Source organism: Pseudomonas bijieensis (assembly GCF_013347965.1).
Classification (GTDB): Bacteria; Pseudomonadota; Gammaproteobacteria; order Pseudomonadales; family Pseudomonadaceae; genus Aquipseudomonas; species Aquipseudomonas bijieensis.
Map to the genome: position 1 here is coordinate 5027340 of NZ_CP048810.1, position 18214 is coordinate 5045553.

The 18214-nt window shown below is 62.5% G+C and carries 20 protein-coding genes; 17 read left to right on the plus strand and 3 right to left on the minus strand.

The genetic code is table 11. The features are described 5' to 3' along the window. Positions 1–80: 80 nt before the first annotated feature. Complete coding sequence (locus GN234_RS22085) at positions 81–536, minus strand: MaoC family dehydratase (protein WP_176689079.1); 456 nt, start codon at positions 534–536, stop codon at positions 81–83. Between the two features lie 192 nt (positions 537–728). Here GN234_RS22085 and GN234_RS22090 point away from each other — a divergent pair, with 192 nt between their 5' ends. Genes GN234_RS22090 through GN234_RS22100 form a run of 3 tightly spaced genes read left to right on the plus strand, consistent with a single transcriptional unit; the run spans position 729 to position 2408 of the window. Beyond that, positions 729–1094, plus strand: a complete 366-nt coding sequence (locus tag GN234_RS22090) for a CidA/LrgA family protein (protein WP_109756297.1) — start codon at positions 729–731, stop codon at positions 1092–1094. Beyond that, the gene (locus GN234_RS22095; protein ID WP_109756296.1) at positions 1091–1807 is read left to right on the plus strand and encodes an LrgB family protein; all 717 of its coding nucleotides are present in this window, start codon (positions 1091–1093) and stop codon (positions 1805–1807) included. The genes GN234_RS22090 and GN234_RS22095 overlap by 4 nt, the downstream gene beginning before the upstream one ends. Before the next feature lie 10 nt (positions 1808–1817). After that, positions 1818–2408, plus strand: coding sequence for an LON peptidase substrate-binding domain-containing protein (locus tag GN234_RS22100; protein WP_116833532.1), 591 nt, complete (start codon positions 1818–1820; stop codon positions 2406–2408). Between the two features lie 137 nt (positions 2409–2545). On the opposite strand, the gene GN234_RS22105 is transcribed toward GN234_RS22100, so the two are convergent. After that, complete coding sequence (locus GN234_RS22105) at positions 2546–3862, minus strand: bifunctional DedA family/phosphatase PAP2 family protein (RefSeq protein ID WP_163856504.1); 1317 nt, start codon at positions 3860–3862, stop codon at positions 2546–2548. A gap of 177 nt (positions 3863–4039) precedes the next feature. Next, positions 4040–4717, minus strand: a complete 678-nt coding sequence (locus GN234_RS22110) for a DNA-3-methyladenine glycosylase (RefSeq protein WP_176689080.1) — start codon at positions 4715–4717, stop codon at positions 4040–4042. A gap of 196 nt (positions 4718–4913) precedes the next feature. Here GN234_RS22110 and GN234_RS22115 point away from each other — a divergent pair, with 196 nt between their 5' ends. From GN234_RS22115 to GN234_RS22180, 14 genes are all read left to right on the plus strand, one after another. After that, positions 4914–6185, plus strand: a complete 1272-nt coding sequence (locus tag GN234_RS22115; RefSeq protein WP_109756292.1) for a glutamate-5-semialdehyde dehydrogenase — start codon at positions 4914–4916, stop codon at positions 6183–6185. Position 6186: 1 nt separating this feature from the next. Next, positions 6187–6873, plus strand: a complete 687-nt coding sequence (nadD, locus tag GN234_RS22120) for a nicotinate-nucleotide adenylyltransferase (protein ID WP_109756291.1) — start codon at positions 6187–6189, stop codon at positions 6871–6873. Positions 6874–6944: 71 nt separating this feature from the next. Beyond that, the gene (gene rsfS, locus GN234_RS22125; protein ID WP_109756290.1) at positions 6945–7439 is read left to right on the plus strand and encodes a ribosome silencing factor; all 495 of its coding nucleotides are present in this window, start codon (positions 6945–6947) and stop codon (positions 7437–7439) included. A gap of 9 nt (positions 7440–7448) precedes the next feature. Further along, positions 7449–7916 carry a 23S rRNA (pseudouridine(1915)-N(3))-methyltransferase RlmH gene (gene rlmH, locus GN234_RS22130; RefSeq protein WP_003185785.1) on the plus strand — a complete coding sequence of 156 codons (468 nt, stop codon included), beginning with the start codon at positions 7449–7451 and terminating at the stop codon, positions 7914–7916. 9 nt (positions 7917–7925) lie between these two features. After that, complete coding sequence (mrdA, locus tag GN234_RS22135) at positions 7926–9821, plus strand: penicillin-binding protein 2 (protein WP_109756289.1); 1896 nt, start codon at positions 7926–7928, stop codon at positions 9819–9821. A gap of 31 nt (positions 9822–9852) precedes the next feature. Further along, positions 9853–10956, plus strand: a complete 1104-nt coding sequence (rodA, locus tag GN234_RS22140; RefSeq protein WP_162893928.1) for a rod shape-determining protein RodA — start codon at positions 9853–9855, stop codon at positions 10954–10956. A 17-nt stretch (positions 10957–10973) separates the two neighbouring features. Beyond that, positions 10974–11984 carry a lytic murein transglycosylase B gene (mltB, locus tag GN234_RS22145; RefSeq protein ID WP_176689081.1) on the plus strand — a complete coding sequence of 337 codons (1011 nt, stop codon included), beginning with the start codon at positions 10974–10976 and terminating at the stop codon, positions 11982–11984. Then, positions 11984–13009: a septal ring lytic transglycosylase RlpA family protein gene (locus GN234_RS22150; RefSeq protein WP_109756286.1), complete on the plus strand. Its 1026-nt coding sequence runs from the start codon at positions 11984–11986 to the stop codon at positions 13007–13009. Before mltB ends, GN234_RS22150 begins: the two co-directional genes overlap by 1 nt. A 168-nt stretch (positions 13010–13177) precedes the next feature. Continuing rightward, on the plus strand, positions 13178–14335 hold the full coding sequence (locus GN234_RS22155; protein WP_060740482.1) for a D-alanyl-D-alanine carboxypeptidase family protein: 1158 nt from the start codon (positions 13178–13180) through the stop codon (positions 14333–14335). 81 nt (positions 14336–14416) lie between these two features. After that, entirely contained in the window at positions 14417–14692 is a 276-nt protein-coding gene (locus tag GN234_RS22160) for a DUF493 domain-containing protein (protein WP_003185772.1), read from the plus strand. Continuing rightward, complete coding sequence (gene lipB / locus GN234_RS22165; RefSeq protein WP_095963499.1) at positions 14692–15339, plus strand: lipoyl(octanoyl) transferase LipB; 648 nt, start codon at positions 14692–14694, stop codon at positions 15337–15339. Before GN234_RS22160 ends, lipB begins: the two co-directional genes overlap by 1 nt. Position 15340: 1 nt before the next feature. Further along, entirely contained in the window at positions 15341–16363 is a 1023-nt protein-coding gene (gene lipA, locus GN234_RS22170; RefSeq protein WP_109756285.1) for a lipoyl synthase, read from the plus strand. Positions 16364–16888: 525 nt separating this feature from the next. Beyond that, positions 16889–17089 (plus strand): hypothetical protein, encoded by a 201-nt coding sequence (locus tag GN234_RS22175; RefSeq protein WP_176687559.1) that lies wholly within the window; start codon positions 16889–16891, stop codon positions 17087–17089. A gap of 157 nt (positions 17090–17246) precedes the next feature. Further along, positions 17247–18185 (plus strand): S66 peptidase family protein, encoded by a 939-nt coding sequence (locus GN234_RS22180; RefSeq protein ID WP_109756283.1) that lies wholly within the window; start codon positions 17247–17249, stop codon positions 18183–18185. Positions 18186–18214: the final 29 nt, after the last annotated feature.

Genomic DNA, 18214 nt, shown 5'->3' on the forward strand with positions numbered 1-18214 from the left:
CACGAGTATGCCGCAGCTATGCCCCTTGGATACAGAGAAGCGATGCGAAACTGCCTGAGCGGTTTCGCGACCGCGCAGGTTTACACGAAGCAGAGCGACAGCGGCTCGGCGATGTAGGCCGGTTTTTCCGAGCCTTCGATCTCCAGGGTGGCGGTGGCCTTGAGCAGCCATTGGCCGGGTTTTTTCTCGGTGGCGTCCACCAGGTCGACCTTGAGCCGGACCTTGGAGTCGACCTTCACCGGCTGGATGAAACGCACGCTGTCCAGGCCGTAGTTGACGACCATCTTCACGCCCTCGGGCAGGATCAGGATGTCTTCCATCAGCTTGGGCATCAGCGACAGCGACAGGAAACCGTGGGCGATGGTGCTGCCGAACGGGGTCTGCGCGGCCTTGACCGGATCGATGTGGATGAACTGAAAGTCGCCAGTGGCTTCGGCGAACAGGTTGATGCGGTCCTGATCGATAGTGAGCCATTCGGAACGTCCAAGTTCCTTGCCGACATAATCTTTGAGCGCTGCAACGGGGACGTAAGGCATTGAGACTCTCCTTGGGTTCATCTGTTGTGCTTTTTCTGGAACGGGGATCTGCGTCCCCGGAGAACCACTGTAGATCAACATGGCGTGCACGTAAGGTCACTGAACATGCTTTTTACGAATGCCGAACCATAGCGCGGGCATGCTTATAATGCCGGCGCATTCTTTGAGTAAGTGTTGCAGGGGAGAGAGCGGATGTTGCTACGGGGCCTGACCTGGCTGGTGCTGTTCCAATTGCTGGGCACTGCGATCAATCATTTGTTCTTGCCGGTGCTGCCCGGGCCAATCGTTGGCCTGCTGCTGTTGCTGGGCTATCTGGTGGTGCGCGGCGAAGTCAGCGAGCCGTTGAACCTGGCCGCCGGCAGCCTGCTGCGCTACCTGCCGTTGCTGCTGGTGCCGCCAGCGGTGGGGGTGATGGTTTACGCCGGGGCGATAGCCGCCGATTTCTGGGCCATCGTTGGCGCGTTGACTTTGTCTCTGGTGCTGTCCGTGGCGCTGACAGGGGTGCTGATGCAGCGCCTGGCCCGCCGTCACGTCGCCGCCCCGGAGGACCGCCAATGATGCTCGACTGGCAGGGCGCCTGGAACTCGGTGATCCACCATCCGCTGTTCGGCATCGGCATTACCCTGGGCGCCTATCAATTGGTGCTGGCGGCCTTCGAAAAGACCCGCTGGGTGTTCCTGCAACCGGTGTTGATGTCCATGGTGCTGTTGATCGGCGTGTTGGTCGGTTGCGGCATCGGTTACGCCGAATACCGCAAGAGCACCGAGATCCTCAGCATCCTGCTGGGCCCGGCCACGGTCGCCCTGGCGGTACCGCTGTATTTGAACCTGCGACGGATCCGGCAGTTGTTCTGGCCGATTTTTACTACGCTGGTGATAGCCGGGGTGTTTGCCACGGGCTCTGCGGTGGTGTTGGGCTGGGCCTTCGGTGCCGAGCACATGATTCTGATGACCATGGCGCCCAAGTCGGTGACGTCGCCGATCGCCATGCTGGTGGCCGAGCAGATCGGTGGCGTGGCGGCCATGGCGGCGGTGTTCGTGTTGATTACCGGTGTACTCGGGGCGATCCTCGGTCCGAGTATTCTGACCCGCTTGGGTGTCCATAGCCCTGAGGCCCGGGGCATGGCCCTGGGGTTGGCGGCCCATGCGGTGGGTACGTCGGTGGCGTTGCAGGAAAGCGAGGAGTCGGGTGCCTTTGCGGCGCTGGCGATGAGTCTGATGGGCGTGGCCACGGCGGTGCTGCTGCCGTTGGTGGTGTCGATGACGGTTTAAGGAATTGGTTATGAGCTTGCCGCTTTTCCCGTTGAACACCGTGCTGTTCCCCGGTTGCATCCTCGACTTGCAGATTTTCGAGGCGCGTTACCTCGACATGATCGGGCGCTGCATGAAAAAGGGCGAAGGCTTCGGCGTGGTGTGCATCCTCGATGGCGAGGAAGTCGGCATCGCCCCCGAAGGCTATGCGCGGGTCGGTTGTGAAGCGTGTATCACCGACTTCTCCCAGCAGGACAATGGTCTGCTGGGCATTCGCGTGCGGGGCGGGCGGCGCTTCATCGTGCATGACAGCAGCGTCCAGGCGGATCAACTGACGGTCGCCGAGGTCGAGTGGCTGGAAGAAGAACCGGAGCAACCGCTGCAGGATGAAGACGCCGACCTGGTGGCGCTGCTCAAGGCCCTGGCCGAGCACCCGATGGTCGAGGCCTTGAACATGGGCACCGAAGCGACCGGCCAGCAGTCGCTGGCCAATCAGCTGGCTTACCTGCTGCCGTTCAATGAACTGGACAAGATCGACCTGTTGCAACTCGATGATCCCCAGCAGCGGCTGGATGCGATCCAGGCGTTGCTCGATGAGTTGCAGGGCGAGCTCTTCGCCTGAAACACGCGCATTCACCGGAAGGACTCAGAACCCTTGTGGGAGCGAGCCTGCTCGCGATGGCGCCGGGTCAGCATGCTTGATGTCGACTGACGCACCGCAATCGCGAGCAGGCTCGCTCCCACAGGGGGCTCCAGGTCTCAATAGGCATACCGCAACATCGCATGCGGCAAGTGCCGCAGGGCGAAGAAACTGAACACCGCCACCAGCGCCGGCAGGATCAGCCACCAGACCTTCGGCGGCATGGCCGGCAGCGGAGTCTGGCGCTGGCTCAGCCACAGGATGGCGGCGCAGATGCAGGCGGCGAGCATGGCGCCGGCGACGATATCGCTCGGCCAATGCGCCCCCAGGTAGACCCGCGACAGGGCAATGGCCAGCGCCGGCAGGCAGCCCAGCAGCAACCAGGTCAGGCGCAGGCGCGGTGGTTGACCGCGGCCGGCCAGGACGGCGAGGGTCAGGAACAGCGCGAATGCCCCGGAGGAGTGGCCGCTGGGCATGCTGTAGCTGGTCAGTGGGTCGGTGAGGATTTCCGGGCGCACGCGGGCGAAGAAATGTTTGCTGCCGGTATTGGCCAGGGATGTGAGCAGCATCGTGCCCCCGGCAAAGATTGCCTGCCGCCATTGCCTTGCCAACAGCAGTAGCCCGGTCAGCAGGCTGCAGACAATCAGCATGTAGCGGAATTCGCCGATCAGCGTGAAGGTCACGGCGATTTCATCCAGCGTCGCGCTGCGATGTTCCTGGACCAGCGCCATCAGGCCCTGGTCGAATGCCGTCAGGTAGCGGAAGCCAATGAACAGGCCAATCAGGATCACCAGGCCAAGGCCTGCGATCAGCGCCGTGGCATGGCGATGGCGACGCAGGCTGCTGTTGACGCTCAGCCCGATCATCACTGCGATGCTGCCGATGACCACGCCGGCCTGTGGCCAGAAACCTTCGGGCAGCGGCAGGCGAAACGCCGCCCCGGTGGCCCAGCCCGGCAGCAGGTAGGCCACGGTCCAGCCCGCCGCGGCCAACACGCTGACGGCGGCGAAGCGCGGGAATGGCATGTCGCACATCCCGGCCACCATCGGCAGCATTGGCCGTAGCGGGCCGATAAAACGGCCCACCAGCAGGCTGGCGATGCCGTAGCGCTGGAAATAGCTCTCCGCAGCGCTCATCCATTCAGGGTGATGCCGCAGCCCCGGCAGGCGCCGGATGTTCTGATGGAAATGCCGGCCGAGGAAGTACGACACCAGGTCCCCCAGCAAGCCACCGAGCAGGCCCAGTAGCAACGTCTCGCCCAAGGACAACGCGCCGCTGCCGGCCAGCACGGCTATGGCAAACAACAGCACGGTCCCCGGCACGATCAACCCGGCAATGGCCAGGCACTCCACACAGGCGACGATGAACACCGCCACCGCCAGCCACTGGGGGTTGACGGTCAGCCAGCTGGTGATGCTATCGAGCCATGGGCCCATAAGTACAACTCCATTGAATAGTGATTAGCATGCATTTTTTACTGTGGGGAGAGCTTGTGGGAGCAAAGCTTGCTCGCGACGAACGATGACGCGACCTTATTGTTGATCCGTGTCGCCTGCATCGCGGGCAAGCCTTGCTCCCACAGGCCCGCTCCCACAGGGGTATGCGGTATTGCATCAGGACAGCAAAAAGTAATCACGCCCTTCGACCTGCCTGCGCCGCAACGGGTTGCGGGTGCACCACGGGGCATAGGCGGCGTCGACGAAGCGGTAGGGCAGGTGTTCGTCCCGTCCCAGGGGAATGCCCAGGCGGGTGGTCTGGATCGCATTGACCGTCGGCACGCCGACATCTTCCACCAGCAAGCGCTCGGGGTCGAAGCGTTTGGCGTCCCAGTCCGGCACTTTCAGCCCCAACGCTTTGCACAGCAGCGTCTGACCGGCACAGAGTTTCTGCGGCGTGCGTGGCCGGCCCTGGGCGTCGGGGTTGTTCAGCAGCATCTGCGCCAGGCTCGCCGGGCCGGAGACGGTGTCGACCCATGGGTACGCCGATTTGATCAGCACCGCATTGCCGGGTCCCTGAGCGCTGAAGTTCAACGAATCGCCGCCCCGGGCGTAGTACATATAGATGTGGCCGCCATCCAGAAACAAAGCCTTACGTTTTTCTGTGTAGCCCAGCGAGGCGTGGCTGCCCTTTTCGGCAAAGTAGTACGCCTCGGTCTCGATGATCCGCGCGCTGAGCCACAAGTCACCGACCTTGTGGCGAATGACTTTGCCCAGCAGGTCTTTGGCAAGCACCTGGGCGTCGCGATCGAAAAAGGCGTGGGGCAGGGCGTTGGGCGATGGCAAATCAGTCATGGCGATAGACGAAGTGAGGCCAAAGGAAGCGCGATGATAGCAATGGAAAGCTTAATCAGCGCTGAACACTCGCTTCAACAGGCTGTTTACGCCTGTTTTGCTCCTCCGCCGGTCACCACTGCGAGTCCATGCTGTTAGTCGAGGGTTACGACAGCTATAATCTGCCGCTTTCCTCTTTGCCAAGACCACACAGACCATGACTGAGTCCGTTCTTGACTACATGACCCGCCTGGGTCGCGCCGCTCGCGAAGCGTCGCGCATCATCGGCCGTGCCAGCACCGCGCAGAAAAACCGCGCCCTGCAGGCCGCCGCCAATGCGCTGGACGCTGCGCGCGCCGAATTGTCCGCTGCCAACGAACTGGACCTGGCCGCTGGTCGGGCCAATGGTCTGGAGCCGGCCATGCTCGAGCGCCTGGCGCTGACTCCGGCCCGCATCGACGGCATGATCGTCGGTCTGCGTCAGGTCGCGGCCCTGCCGGATCCGGTCGGGGCGATCCGCGACATGAGCTACCGGCCGTCGGGCATCCAGGTTGGCAAGATGCGCGTGCCCCTGGGCGTGGTCGGGATCATCTACGAGTCGCGGCCGAACGTGACCATCGACGCCGCAAGCCTGTGCCTGAAGTCGGGCAACGCGACCATCCTGCGTGGCGGCTCCGAGGCTATCCACTCCAACCGCGCCATCGCCGCCTGCATCCAGCGCGGCCTGGCCGAGGCCGATCTGCCAGCGGCCGTGGTGCAAGTGGTGGAAACCACCGATCGCGCCGCAGTCGGTGCGCTGATCACCATGCCCGAGTTCGTCGATGTCATCGTGCCCCGTGGCGGCAAGGGCCTGATCGAACGGGTCAGCCGTGACGCCCGCGTGCCGGTGATCAAGCACCTGGACGGCATCTGTCATGTCTATGTAAGTGCCCACGCCGAACTGCCGAAGGCCCAGCGCATTGCCTTCAACGCCAAGACCTACCGCTACGGTATCTGCGGTGCAATGGAAACCCTGCTGGTGGACCAAGCCGTTGCCCAGGCCTTCCTGCCATCGATGGCCGCCCAGTTCCGCGAAAAAGGCGTCGAACTGCGTGGTTGCGAGCGCACCCGGGCGATCATCGAAGCCGCGGTTGCCACGGAAGAAGACTGGAACACCGAATACCTGGCACCGATCCTGTCGATCCGCGTGGTCGACGGGCTGGACGAGGCCATCGAGCACATCAATCGCCACGGCTCGCACCACACCGATTCCATCGTCAGTGAGCACCAGGGCGAAACCCGGCGGTTCGTGGCCGAAGTGGATTCGGCGTCGGTGATGATCAACACCCCGACCTGCTTCGCCGATGGCTTCGAATACGGATTGGGTGCCGAGATCGGCATTTCTACTGATAAGCTGCACGCCCGCGGCCCGGTCGGCCTGGAAGGCCTGACCTGCGAGAAGTACATCGTGGTCGGTGACGGCCAGTTGCGCGGACAGGAGCCGGCCTGACTTGGGCGACCTCGACCCGTCAGCCGCAGTGACGACGACAACTGCGCCCCGGCGCATCGGTATCCTGGGCGGCACGTTCGATCCGGTGCACATCGGTCATTTGCGCGGTGCGCTGGAAGTTGCCGATGCCCTGGTCCTCGATGAGCTACGCCTGACGCCCAGCGCCAGGCCGCCTCACCGGGACACGCCACAGGTGTCGGCGCAAGACCGCTTGGCGATGGTCGAGTGCGCGGTGGCCGGTGTGGCACCGTTGGTGGTGGACGCCCGCGAATTGCAGCGGGACAAACCGTCCTACACCATTGATACCCTGGAGCTGATGCGTGCCGAACTGGCCGCCGATGCCCAGGTTTTTCTGCTTCTGGGCTGGGACGCATTTTGCGGCCTGCCCACTTGGCATCGCTGGGAAGAGTTGCTCCAGCATTGCCACATCCTGGTGCTGCAACGCCCGGATGCCGACAGCGAGCCGCCGGATGCCTTGCGCAACCTGCTGGCGGCCCGCTCGGTGAGCGACCCGCTGGCCCTGAAAGGGCCGAGCGGACAGATTGCATTCGTCTGGCAGACGCCGCTCGCGGTATCCGCCACCCAGATCCGTCAACTGCTGGCCAGCGGTAAGTCGGTACGTTTCCTGGTGCCCGACGCGGTCCTGGCCTACATCGATGCGCACGGGCTGTACCGTGCGTCGAACTGAAAAAGGCGCGCTTCAAGGCACGTGAATGCGTGTAGCGAAGCGCCCGAACATACGAGCAAAACGAGTTTTATATGACTGACAAAGACGTAAACAAAGTAAAGCGCAAAGGCACGTTCAAAAGCGCCCCGCTGCCCGTAGAAGCCCATACCGGCGTGGCACTGGCCGGCGAAGAGCTGGTCAAGGTGGCCGTGGCGGCCCTCGAAGACGTCAAGGCCCAGGACATCCAGGTGATCGACGTTCGTGAAAAGCAGAGCATCACGGACTACATGATCATCGCCACCGGTACTTCCAACCGCCAGATCGGCGCGATGCTGGACAAGGTCCGCGAAGCGGTCAAGGCCAAGGGCGTCAAGCCGCTGGGTGAAGAAGGCAAGGGCGACAGCGACTGGGTGCTGCTGGACATGGACGACGTCATCGTGCACATGATGACCGCCTCGGCGCGCCAGTTCTACGACCTGGAGCGCCTGTGGGCCGGTGCCGAGCAGAGCCGTTCGGCCAGCGCCGCGCACCACAGCCCGGAAAATCCCCATGAGCACTTCACCAAGCTCAACAAAGACCAGCAATAAGGGACCGCTGTGCGACTGCGCCTGATCGCCGTCGGTTCTCGCATGCCCAAGTGGGTGGAAGAAGGCTGGCATGAATATGCCAAGCGTCTTCCGTCCGAGCTGGCCCTGGAACTGGTGGAAATTCCGCTTAACACCCGTGGCAAGAATGCCGACGTGGCGCGCTTCATCCGCCAGGAAGGCGAAGCCATGCTGGCCAAGGTTGGGCCGAACGAGCGCATTGTCACCCTCGAAGTCCACGGCAAGCCCTGGAGCACCGAGCAACTGGCGGTGGAGCTCGATCGCTGGCGGCTGGACTCGCGCACGGTCAATTTCATGGTCGGTGGCCCGGAAGGGCTGGCGCCGGAAGTCTGTGCCCGGGCTGATCAGCGCTGGTCGTTGTCGCCGTTGACGTTGCCACACCCGCTGGTGCGGATCCTGATCGGCGAACAGCTGTATCGTGCCTGGACAGTTCTGTCCGGGCACCCTTACCACAAGTAATCCTGCCCCATGCCTCAGCCGATCCGCATCAAGGACCACGAAAAAGACGCCCGCCTGGTGCGGGGCCGCGTCGTGTTCGGCGCCATTACCGTGGTGACGCTGATCGGCGTGCTGATTGCGCGGCTGTATTTCCTCCAGGTGATCCAGTATGAGTACCACTCGACCCTGTCGGAAAACAACCGGGTGCATGTGCAACCGATTCCGCCGACCCGCGGGCTGATCTTCGACCGCAACGGCGTGGTGGTGGCGGATAACCGGCCCAGCTTCAGCCTGAGCATGACCCGCGAGCGCTCCGGAGATTGGCAGCATGTGCTCGACGTGATCGTCGAAGTGCTGCAACTGACCCCCGAGGACCGGGCGATCTTCGAGAAGCGCATGCGCCAGGGCCGACGGCCGTTCGAGCCGGTGCCGATCCTGTTCGAGCTGACCGAAGAGCAGATTGCCCTGATCGCCGTGAACCAGTTCCGCCTGCCCGGCGTCGAGGTGGTGGCGCAACTGGTGCGGCACTATCCCCAGGGGCCGCACTTCGCCCACTCGGTCGGCTACATGGGGCGGATCAACGAGAAAGAGCTCAAGACCCTCGATCCGGTGAATTACAGCGGCACCCACCACATCGGCAAGACCGGCATCGAGCGCTTCTACGAGCCCGAGCTGCATGGCCAGGTGGGTTACGAGGAAGTCGAGACCAACGCCCGTGGCCGCGTCTTGCGGGTGCTCAAGCGTACCGACCCGATTCCTGGCAAGGACATCGTCCTGAGCCTGGACATCAAGCTGCAAGAGGCCGCCGAAGCGGCGCTGGGCGGGCGTCGTGGCGCCGTGGTGGCGCTGGACCCGAATACTGGCGAGGTGCTGGCGATGGTCAGCCAGCCGAGTTTCGACCCGAACCTGTTCGTCACCGGCATCAGCTTCAAGGCCTACGCCGAGTTGCGCGACTCCATCGACCGGCCGCTGTTCAACCGCGTGCTGCGCGGCCTCTATCCGCCGGGCTCGACCATCAAGCCGGCCGTAGCGATTGCCGGGCTGGACTCCGGCGTGGTCAACGCTTCGAGCCGGGTCTACGACCCCGGGTACTACATGCTGCCCAACTATGACCACAAGTACCGTAACTGGAACCGCACCGGCGACGGTTATGTGGACCTGGAAACGGCGATCATGCGGTCCAACGACACCTACTTCTATGACCTGGCCCACAAGCTGGGGATCGATCGGCTGTCGTCCTACCTGGGCAAGTTCGGCATCGGCCAGAAAGTCTCGCTGGACATGTTCGAAGAATCCCCCGGTTTGATGCCGTCCCGGGAGTGGAAGCGCGCGACCCGTCGCCAGGCCTGGTTCCCCGGTGAAACCCTGATCCTGGGGATCGGCCAGGGCTACATGCAGGCCACGCCGCTGCAACTGGCCCAGGCCACGGCCCTGGTGGCGAACAAGGGCAAGTGGTATCGCCCGCACCTGGCCAAGACCATCGAAGGCCAGAAGCCGGTAGACCCGAATCCGATGCCGGACATCATCCTGCGCAATCCGTCGGACTGGCAGAAGGTCAATAACGGTATGCAGCAGGTGATGCACGGTGCCCGGGGCACCGCCCGCAAGGCGGCCATCGGCGCGCAATACCGCATTGCCGGCAAGAGCGGTACGGCCCAGGTCGTCGCTATCAAGCAGGGCGAGAAATACGACCGCTCCAAGGTCCAGGAACGCCACCGCGACCACGCCTTGTTCGTTGGTTTCGCGCCCGCCGACAACCCGAAAATCGTTGTGTCGGTGATGGTCGAGAACGGGGAGTCCGGCTCTGGGGTCGCCGCGCCAGTGGTGCGCCAGATCATGGACGCCTGGTTGCTGGATGAGCACGGCCAGCTCAAGCCTGAATACGCAAGCCCCACCACCGCGGAGGCTACGGCCCGTGAAGAATAATTTCGACCGGATCCTCTCCAGCGAGGATGTGATGCGCCGCCGGGCCACCTTGTTGCAGCGCATGCACATCGACGGTCCGTTGCTGATCCTGCTGCTGACCCTGGCCGCCGGCAGCCTGTTCGTACTGTATTCGGCCAGTGGCAAGAGCTGGGACCTGCTGGCCAAGCAGGCCACCTCGTTCGGGATCGGCCTGGTTTCGATGATCGTCATCGCCCAGCTCGAACCGCGATTCATGGCCCGCTGGGTGCCGCTGGCGTATGTAGTGGGCGTGAGCCTGCTGGTGGTGGTGGACGTAATGGGCCACAACGCCATGGGCGCCACCCGCTGGATCAACATTCCCGGGGTGATCCGCTTCCAGCCTTCGGAGTTCCTCAAGATCATCATGCCGGCGACCATCGCCTGGTACCTGTCCAAGCGCTCCTTGCCGCCGCAGCTCAAGCACGTGTGCATCAGCCTGTTGCTGATCGGCATCCCGTTCATCCTGATCGTGCGCCAGCCGGACCTTGGCACTTCGCTGCTGATCCTGGCCGGCGGTGCTTTCGTGCTGTTCATGGGCGGGTTGCGCTGGCGCTGGATCCTCAGCGTGATCGCCATCGCGGTGCCGGTGTCGGTGGCCATGTGGTACTTCGTGATGCACGACTACCAGAAGCAGCGAATCCTGACTTTCCTCGACCCGGAGAGCGATCCGCTGGGCACCGGCTGGAACATCATCCAGTCCAAGGCCGCCATCGGCTCCGGCGGGGTGTTCGGCAAGGGCTGGCTGATGGGCACCCAGTCGCACCTGGACTTTTTGCCGGAAAGCCACACCGACTTCATCATCGCCGTGATGGGCGAGGAGTTCGGCCTGGTGGGCATCTGCGTGCTGCTGCTGATCTACCTGCTGCTGATCGGCCGCGGGCTGGTGATCACCGCCCAGGCCCAGACGTTGTTCGGCAAGTTGCTGGCGGGCAGCCTGACCATGACGTTTTTTGTTTATGTTTTCGTCAACATCGGTATGGTCAGTGGCCTGTTGCCGGTCGTGGGGGTGCCGTTGCCATTCATTAGCTACGGAGGAACTTCGCTGGTGACACTACTGTCAGCGTTTGGGGTTTTGATGTCGATTCATACGCATCGCAAGTGGATCGCACAGGTTTGAATAAGGTGAAGAGTTCAATGCAAGCAATACGTGGCTGGTCGACGCGATATGCGCCGTGGATCGGCCTGGTCGGCTTTCTGGGCAGTGCATCGCATGCCTTGGCGGGCGAATACGAAGGTTCGCCCCAGGTGGCCGAATTCGTCGGTGAGATGACCCGCGACTACGGTTTTGCCGGCGAGCAGCTGATGGGGGTGTTTCGCGAGGCCGAACGCAAGCAATCGATTCTCGACGCCATCTCTCGGCCTGCCGAGCGGGTCAAGCAGTGGAGCGAGTACCGGCCGATGTTCATCACCGAGGCGCGTATCGCCCGGGGCGTGGACTTCTGGCGCCAGCATGAGGCGGCCCTGGCCCGGGCCGAGCAGGAATACGGCGTGCCGGCCCAGTTCATTGTGTCGATCATTGGCGTGGAGACCTTCTTTGGCCGCAATACCGGGAATTTCCGGGTGATCGACGCGCTGTCGACCCTGGGTTTCGATTACCCGCCGCGCGCCGAGTTCTTCCGCAAGGAGCTGCGCGAGTTCCTGTTGCTGGCCCGCGAAGAGCAGGTCGATCCGCTGACCCTCAAGGGCTCCTATGCCGGGGCCATGGGCCTGCCGCAATTCATGCCCAGCAGTTTCCGCGCCTATGCGGTGGACTTTGACGGCGACGGCCACATCAATATCTGGACCAACCCGACCGACGCCATCGGCAGTGTCGCCAGCTATTTCAAGCGCCACGGCTGGGAAGCCGGCCAGCCGGTGGTCAGCCGTGCCGACGTGCGTGGCGAGCAGGTGGACGAGGGCCTGACCGAGGGCATCGAGCCGACGAAAACCGTCGGGGAGTTGCGGGCCCTGGGCTGGTCGAGTCATGATGCGCTGCGTGACGACATGCCGGTCACCGCGATGCGCCTGGAAGGCGAACAAGGTCCCGAATACTGGATGGGCCTGAAGAATTTCTACGCGATTACGCGTTATAACCGCAGCGTGATGTACGCCATGGCTGTATATCAACTGTCTGAAGAGCTGGTCAAAGCACGGGGCGTCAAATAATGCGGGCAATGCCTACCTATCAACCCCTGAAAGCCAAGCCCCTCAAGCTCGTGGCATTGGCTGCGCTGTCGTTGTTGGTCGTCAGTTGTTCGACCAGCCGCGCGCCGACCCAGAAAAACACCACTGCCGTGCGCGCGACGCCGGGCCTGGACATCAACCGGGCCCACAAGGACGGCGCGCCATGGTGGGACGTGGACGTCTCGCGCATTCCCGACGCCACGCCGACCCTGCACACCGGCCCCTACAAGGCCAACCCGTACACGGTGCTGGGCAAGACCTATTTCCCGATGGCCGACTCCAAGCGCTACGTGGCTTCGGGCACGGCGTCCTGGTATGGCACCAAGTTCCACGGCCAGAACACCGCCAATGGCGAAGTGTATGACCTGTATGGCATGAGCGCGGCCCACAAGACCTTGCCGCTGCCCAGCTATGTGCGGGTGACCAACCTGGACAACAACAAGAGCGTGATTCTGCGGGTCAATGACCGTGGGCCGTTCTATTCCGACCGTATCATCGACCTGTCGTATGCGGCGGCGAAAAAACTCGGTTACGCTGAAATCGGTACCGCCCGGGTCAAGGTCGAAGGCATCGACCCGCAGGAATGGTGGGCTCAGCGTGGCCGTCCGGCGCCTTTGATGCTCAACGAGCCGAAAGTGGCGCAAAATGCCGCGCCGACCGTGACGGCGTCCACCGGCACGGTCGAGCAGTGGACACCGCCGCCGCAGCAACACGCCGCGGCGGTGCTGCCGGTACAGATCGATGCAAAAAAAAACGCTTCTGCACCAGCGTCTGGCCAGTTTCTGCAAGTGGGCGCGTTCGCCAACCCGGACGCTGCCGAACTGCTCCGGTCGAAGCTGAGCTCGATGGTGAGCGCCCCGGTGTTCATCAGCTCGATCGTGCGCAACCAGCAGACACTGCATCGGGTGCGCCTGGGGCCGATCGGTTCTCCGGGTGAAGTCCAGCAAGTGCAGAACAGTGTGCGCCTGGCCAATCTCGGTTCGCCGAGCCTGGTCACCGCCGAGTGATTGATTGAGGCCCGCTTGCGGTTGGAGCGGGTCAGGTTGTTGGCTCCATGAATAATAAAAGCCCGGCAAGGGTGTGAGTGAGCAACTTAAATACGCGGCAACCCGTTAGAAGGCTGCCTGTTTTAGTTTTGCCTTCGGGCAAGTCCCATTAGCGATTTCGAGAGACGGATGAACATCACCACCTTTGCCAAACGCCTTTGCCTGCTAGTCCCGCTGCTTCTCTCACCGGCCGCGTTCGCGGTCGAGATGATGCCGGCCCCGCCTCAATTGGCTGCCAAATCCTTTGTGCTCATGGATGCCAGCAGCGGCGAGGTGCTGGTAGAGAACAACGGTGACCAGCGCCTGCCACCGGCCAGCCTGACCAAGCTGATGACCGCCTACATCGCCACCCTGGAGATCCGTCGCGGCCAGATCGGTGAAAACGATCCGGTGACCGTCAGCGAAAACGCCTGGCGCACCGGCGGTTCGCGGATGTTCATCAAGGTCGGTTCGCAAGTGACCGTCAGCGACCTGCTGCACGGCATCATCATCCAGTCCGGCAACGACGCCAGCGTCGCCCTGGCCGAGCACATCGCCGGCAGCGAAGATGCGTTCGCCGACATGATGAACAAAACCGTGGCCGACCTGGGCATGACCAACAGCCACTTCATGAACCCCACCGGCCTGCCGAACCCTGAGCACTATTCCTCGGCTCACGACATGGCGCTGTTGGCCCGGGCAATCATCCATGAAGACCCGGCGCACTACGCCATCTACTCCCAGAAGGAATTCTTCTGGAACGGCATCAAGCAGCCTAACCGCAACCTGCTGCTGTGGCGCGACAAGACCGTCGATGGCCTGAAGACCGGTCACACCGACGAAGCCGGCTACTGCATGGTGTCTTCGGCGGTGCGTGACGGCATGCGCCTGATCGCCGTCGTCTTCGGCACCAGCAGCGAAGTGGCCCGTGCCGCCGAGACCCAGAAGCTGTTGACCTATGGCTTCCGCTTCTTCGAAACCCAGACCTTCTACCAGAAGGGCACCGAACTGGCCCAGGCCCAGGTCTGGAAAGGCTCGAGCAACCAGGTCAAGGCCGGCCTGGCCCAGGACCTGACCATGACCCTGCCCAAGGGCCAGCTCAAGAAGCTCGCTGCCAGCATGACCATGAACCCGCAACTGACCGCTCCCATCGCCAAGGGCGACGTGATCGGTAAAGTCGAAGTCAAACTGGACGACAAAGTGGTGCACAGCGCTGACCTGATCGCTCTGGACGCGGTCGAGGAAGGTGGTATCTTCCGCCGCATCTGGGATAGCATCCGTCTATTCTTCTACGGCTTGTTCAACTGATTGAAGTGTTGACCTGCATGGCCCCGTTTCCATCCGGAGCGGGGCCATGTGCGTTACCACGGCTTACGAGGCCGTTACGCCATGACAGACTCTGAAGTAAAGGCGCCAAAAATCGAATTCCCTTGCGCGGATTATCCGATCAAGGTGATTGGCGACACCGGTGTGGGTTTCAAGGACCGGATCATCGCGATCCTTGAAAAACATGCCACCGTTGATCACAAGACCCTGGCCGAACGCCAGAGTACCAACGGCAAGTACACGACGATCCAGTTGCACATCATTGCCACCGGCCAGGAACAGCTCTACGACATCAACAGCGAGCTGCGAGCGACCGGTTTCGTGCACATGGTGTTGTGATGCCGGGCACGCTGGGCTTTCGCGAGCTGGGCACGATGGCCTACGAGCCGGTCTGGCATGCCATGCAACGCTTCACCAACGAACGCGGCAACACCGCCGACGATGAAGTCTGGCTGGTGGAACACCCACCGGTGTTCACCCAGGGCCAGGCCGGCAAGGCCGAGCACCTGTTGTTGCCGGGGGATATCCCGGTGGTGAAGGTCGACCGGGGCGGGCAGGTGACCTACCATGGCCCTGGCCAACTGGTTGCCTATCTGTTGCTGGATGTGCGCAAGCTGGGGTTTGGCGTGCGCGAGCTGGTCACCCGCATGGAGACATGCCTGATCGAGCTGCTGGCCAGCTACGGTGTTACGGCGGCGGCCAAGCCGGATGCGCCGGGTGTCTACGTCGACGGGGCGAAAATCGCGTCCCTGGGTTTGCGGATCCGCCACGGCTGTTCGTTTCACGGCCTGGCGTTGAACGTGGACATGGACCTTGCGCCATTTCGACGGATTAATCCCTGTGGCTACGCGGGGCTGGCGATGACCCAGTTGAGCGAGCACGCAGGATCGATTGAATTTGCCGAGGTAAGTGCCCGGCTGCGCGCGCAGCTCGTCAAACACCTCGACTATGCTGAGCAGACGACCCTCACGGGCGGAATCGACTGATATGACTACTGATGCAGTGCAAACCATTATCCCGACGCAGGACGTCACCGAGCGTCCGGCCCCGCGTGCCAAGGTAGAGGCCGGCGTCAAGCTGCGCGGCGCCGAGAAGGTTGCACGCATCCCGGTCAAGATCATCCCGACCACCGAATTGCCGAAGAAACCGGACTGGATCCGCGTGCGCATCCCGGTGTCCCCGGAAGTCGACCGGATCAAGGCCCTGCTGCGCAAGCACAAGCTGCACAGCGTCTGCGAAGAAGCCTCCTGCCCGAACCTGGGCGAATGCTTCTCTGGCGGCACCGCCACGTTCATGATCATGGGCGACATCTGCACCCGTCGCTGCCCGTTCTGTGACGTCGGCCACGGCCGTCCGAAACCATTGGACGTGAATGAGCCAGAAAGCCTGGCCATCGCCATCGCCGACCTGAAGCTCAAGTACGTGGTCATCACCTCGGTGGACCGCGACGACCTGCGTGATGGCGGTGCCCAGCATTTCGCCGATTGCATCCGCGAGATCCGCAAGCTGTCGCCGAACGTCCAGCTGGAAACCCTGGTGCCCGATTACCGTGGCCGCATGGACATCGCCCTGGAAATCACCGCTGCCGAGCCGCCGGATGTGTTCAACCACAACCTGGAGACCGTGCCGCGCCTGTACAAGGCTGCGCGTCCGGGTTCGGACTATCAGTGGTCGCTGACCCTGTTGCAACGCTTCAAGCAGATGATGCCGCACATCCCGACCAAGTCCGGTTTGATGCTGGGCCTGGGGGAAACCGACGAGGAAGTCATCGAGGTCATGAAGCGCATGCGTGAGCATGACATCGATATGCTGACCTTGGGGCAGTACCTGCAGCCTTCGCGTAGTCACTTGCCGGTGCAGCGTTTTGTGCACCCGGATACCTTTGCCTGGTTTGCTGAGGAAGGGTACAAGATGGGGTTCAAGAACGTTGCTTCGGGGCCGTTGGTGCGGTCTTCGTATCATGCGGATGAGCAGGCTAAGTTGGTCAAGGCTGAGCTGCTTGGGTCCTGATTTGTTTTTGGAGTGGTGTGTATATCCGTTTCTTCGGTAACGGCTACTTAGGGTTCCGCCCTTACGGCGGGTCACTTTTGAAGAGCGCAAAAGTAACCAAAACGCTTTTGCCCCACCACTCGGTGCCTCGCTAGGGCTCGGCATGCCTTCACTCCGGCATTGGTTCGTGGGCCGCCGCGAAGGGCCATCCATGGCCCAGCGCGGCTAACCCGGCATCCATGCCGGGTTGCCCACGAACCAATGCCTGCGTTCAGCCATCGTGGTTAACGGGGCGCCCGAGATCAACGTCCACCGCGAGGCGGCCTGGCAGCCGGCCTGGTTTGGGGGGATCGCGTTTCTCCTGTGGGAGCGGGCTTGCTCGCGAAAGCGGTGGGTCAATTTGCGGTGATGTTGGATGTGCTGACGCCTTCGCGAGCAAGCCCGCTCCCACAAGTTTTGTATCGTGCGCGGATGTTGTGAGCACCCACAACCCATGTGGGAGCGAGTCTGCTCGCGATAGCGGTGGTTCAGCTACAAAGATGCTGGATGTATCCCGATCTGGCTTTGCTTTGCTTTGCTTTGGATCTTGATCTTGATCTTGATCTTGATCTTGATCTTGAGGCCCCGTTAAACCACGCTGGCCGAACGCAGGCATTGCGCAGTGGGCATCCCGGCATGGATGCCGGGATAGCCGCGCTGGGCCATGGATGGCCCTTCGCGGCGGCCCACGGAGCAATGCCGGAGTGAGGGCATGCCGAGCCTAGGCGAGGCACCGAGTGGTGGGGCAAAGCGTTTTTGGTTACTTTTGGCGCTTTTCCAAAAGTGACCCGCTGTAAGAGCGGAACCATAAGTGGCCGTTACCGCAGAAACGGATATACACACGATCAAAAAAGCCGGGAACCCCATGGCCCACACCTTAACCCCCCATCACCCCGTCCCGGCACTCCCGCCAGAAGGCCTGATCGCCGTGATCGCCCCCGCCGGCCCCGCCCCGCTGGACACGGACAAAGCCATCCAATGGATGCGCGCAAGGGGTCATGAGCTGCGAATATTCCCAGGCGTCTACGAAAAGGACAACTACCTGGCCGGCAGCGACGAAGTTCGTCTCAACGACCTGCACGCCGCCTTCGCCGACCCAGAAGTCAAAGCCATCATCTGCCTGCGCGGCGGCTACGGCACGCCCCGCCTGCTGGACCGCATCGACTTCGACCTCCTGCGACGCAACCCCAAGCCATTCATCGGCTACAGCGACATCACCGCCCTACATCTGGCCATCAGCCGTTACGCAGGCTTCGTCACCTTCCACGGACCTTTGCTCAACGCCGATCTGCTGGGCAACAAGGAGCCCCCAACCGTCACCTCGTTTTTCAGCCTGCTGCATGGGCAGTTGAAGGCCGGTAGTACACTGGACCATCCCGCCGCATATCCATTGACCACCGTCGAGCCGGGCATTGCCCACGGGCGTCTGCTGGGGGGCAACCTGTCGATCATCGCCGCGACCATGGGCACGCCTTATCAGATCGATGCCGACGGGGTGATCCTGTTCATCGAAGACGTCAACGAGCCGCTGTATCGTATCGACCGGCTGCTGACCCAACTACGCTTGGCCGGCACGTTGCACAAGCTACGCGGCGTGTTGGTGGGGGATGTGGCTGGGGTCGATGTCGAGGCGTTGAACCGCTTGCTCAAGCAGACCTTCGAGCCATTGCGCATTCCGGTGTTGTCGGGCTGGCGCAGTGGGCATTGCGATCCGAACCTGACGTTGCCCATGGGGGCATTGGTGACGTTGGATGCGGGGGAGAAGAGGTTGGTGTTGGAGCAGGATGTGGTAGTCAGTCGCTAGTCATATAGCGCCTGCGAATCAGCCATCGC

Bases quoted from the DNA above. Each gene is read 5' to 3' on its own strand.
- lipB (WP_095963499.1), top strand. From the start codon at position 14,692: ATGCCGGGCACGCTGGGCTTTCGCGAGCTGGGCACGATGGCCTACGAG.
- GN234_RS22105 (WP_163856504.1), bottom strand. From the start codon at position 3,862: ATGGGCCCATGGCTCGATAGCATCACCAGCTGGCTGACCGTCAACCCC.
- rsfS (WP_109756290.1), top strand. From the start codon at position 6,945: ATGACTGACAAAGACGTAAACAAAGTAAAGCGCAAAGGCACGTTCAAA.
- GN234_RS22180 (WP_109756283.1), top strand. From the start codon at position 17,247: ATGGCCCACACCTTAACCCCCCATCACCCCGTCCCGGCACTCCCGCCA.
- GN234_RS22095 (WP_109756296.1), top strand. From the start codon at position 1,091: ATGATGCTCGACTGGCAGGGCGCCTGGAACTCGGTGATCCACCATCCG.
- GN234_RS22110 (WP_176689080.1), bottom strand. From the start codon at position 4,717: ATGACTGATTTGCCATCGCCCAACGCCCTGCCCCACGCCTTTTTCGAT.
- lipA (WP_109756285.1), top strand. From the start codon at position 15,341: ATGACTACTGATGCAGTGCAAACCATTATCCCGACGCAGGACGTCACC.
- GN234_RS22155 (WP_060740482.1), top strand. From the start codon at position 13,178: ATGAACATCACCACCTTTGCCAAACGCCTTTGCCTGCTAGTCCCGCTG.
- mrdA (WP_109756289.1), top strand. From the start codon at position 7,926: ATGCCTCAGCCGATCCGCATCAAGGACCACGAAAAAGACGCCCGCCTG.
- GN234_RS22100 (WP_116833532.1), top strand. From the start codon at position 1,818: ATGAGCTTGCCGCTTTTCCCGTTGAACACCGTGCTGTTCCCCGGTTGC.
- GN234_RS22090 (WP_109756297.1), top strand. From the start codon at position 729: ATGTTGCTACGGGGCCTGACCTGGCTGGTGCTGTTCCAATTGCTGGGC.
- GN234_RS22150 (WP_109756286.1), top strand. From the start codon at position 11,984: ATGCGGGCAATGCCTACCTATCAACCCCTGAAAGCCAAGCCCCTCAAG.
- GN234_RS22160 (WP_003185772.1), top strand. From the start codon at position 14,417: ATGACAGACTCTGAAGTAAAGGCGCCAAAAATCGAATTCCCTTGCGCG.
- GN234_RS22175 (WP_176687559.1), top strand. From the start codon at position 16,889: ATGTATCCCGATCTGGCTTTGCTTTGCTTTGCTTTGGATCTTGATCTT.
- GN234_RS22085 (WP_176689079.1), bottom strand. From the start codon at position 536: ATGCCTTACGTCCCCGTTGCAGCGCTCAAAGATTATGTCGGCAAGGAA.
- mltB (WP_176689081.1), top strand. From the start codon at position 10,974: ATGCAAGCAATACGTGGCTGGTCGACGCGATATGCGCCGTGGATCGGC.
- GN234_RS22115 (WP_109756292.1), top strand. From the start codon at position 4,914: ATGACTGAGTCCGTTCTTGACTACATGACCCGCCTGGGTCGCGCCGCT.
- rodA (WP_162893928.1), top strand. From the start codon at position 9,853: ATGCGCCGCCGGGCCACCTTGTTGCAGCGCATGCACATCGACGGTCCG.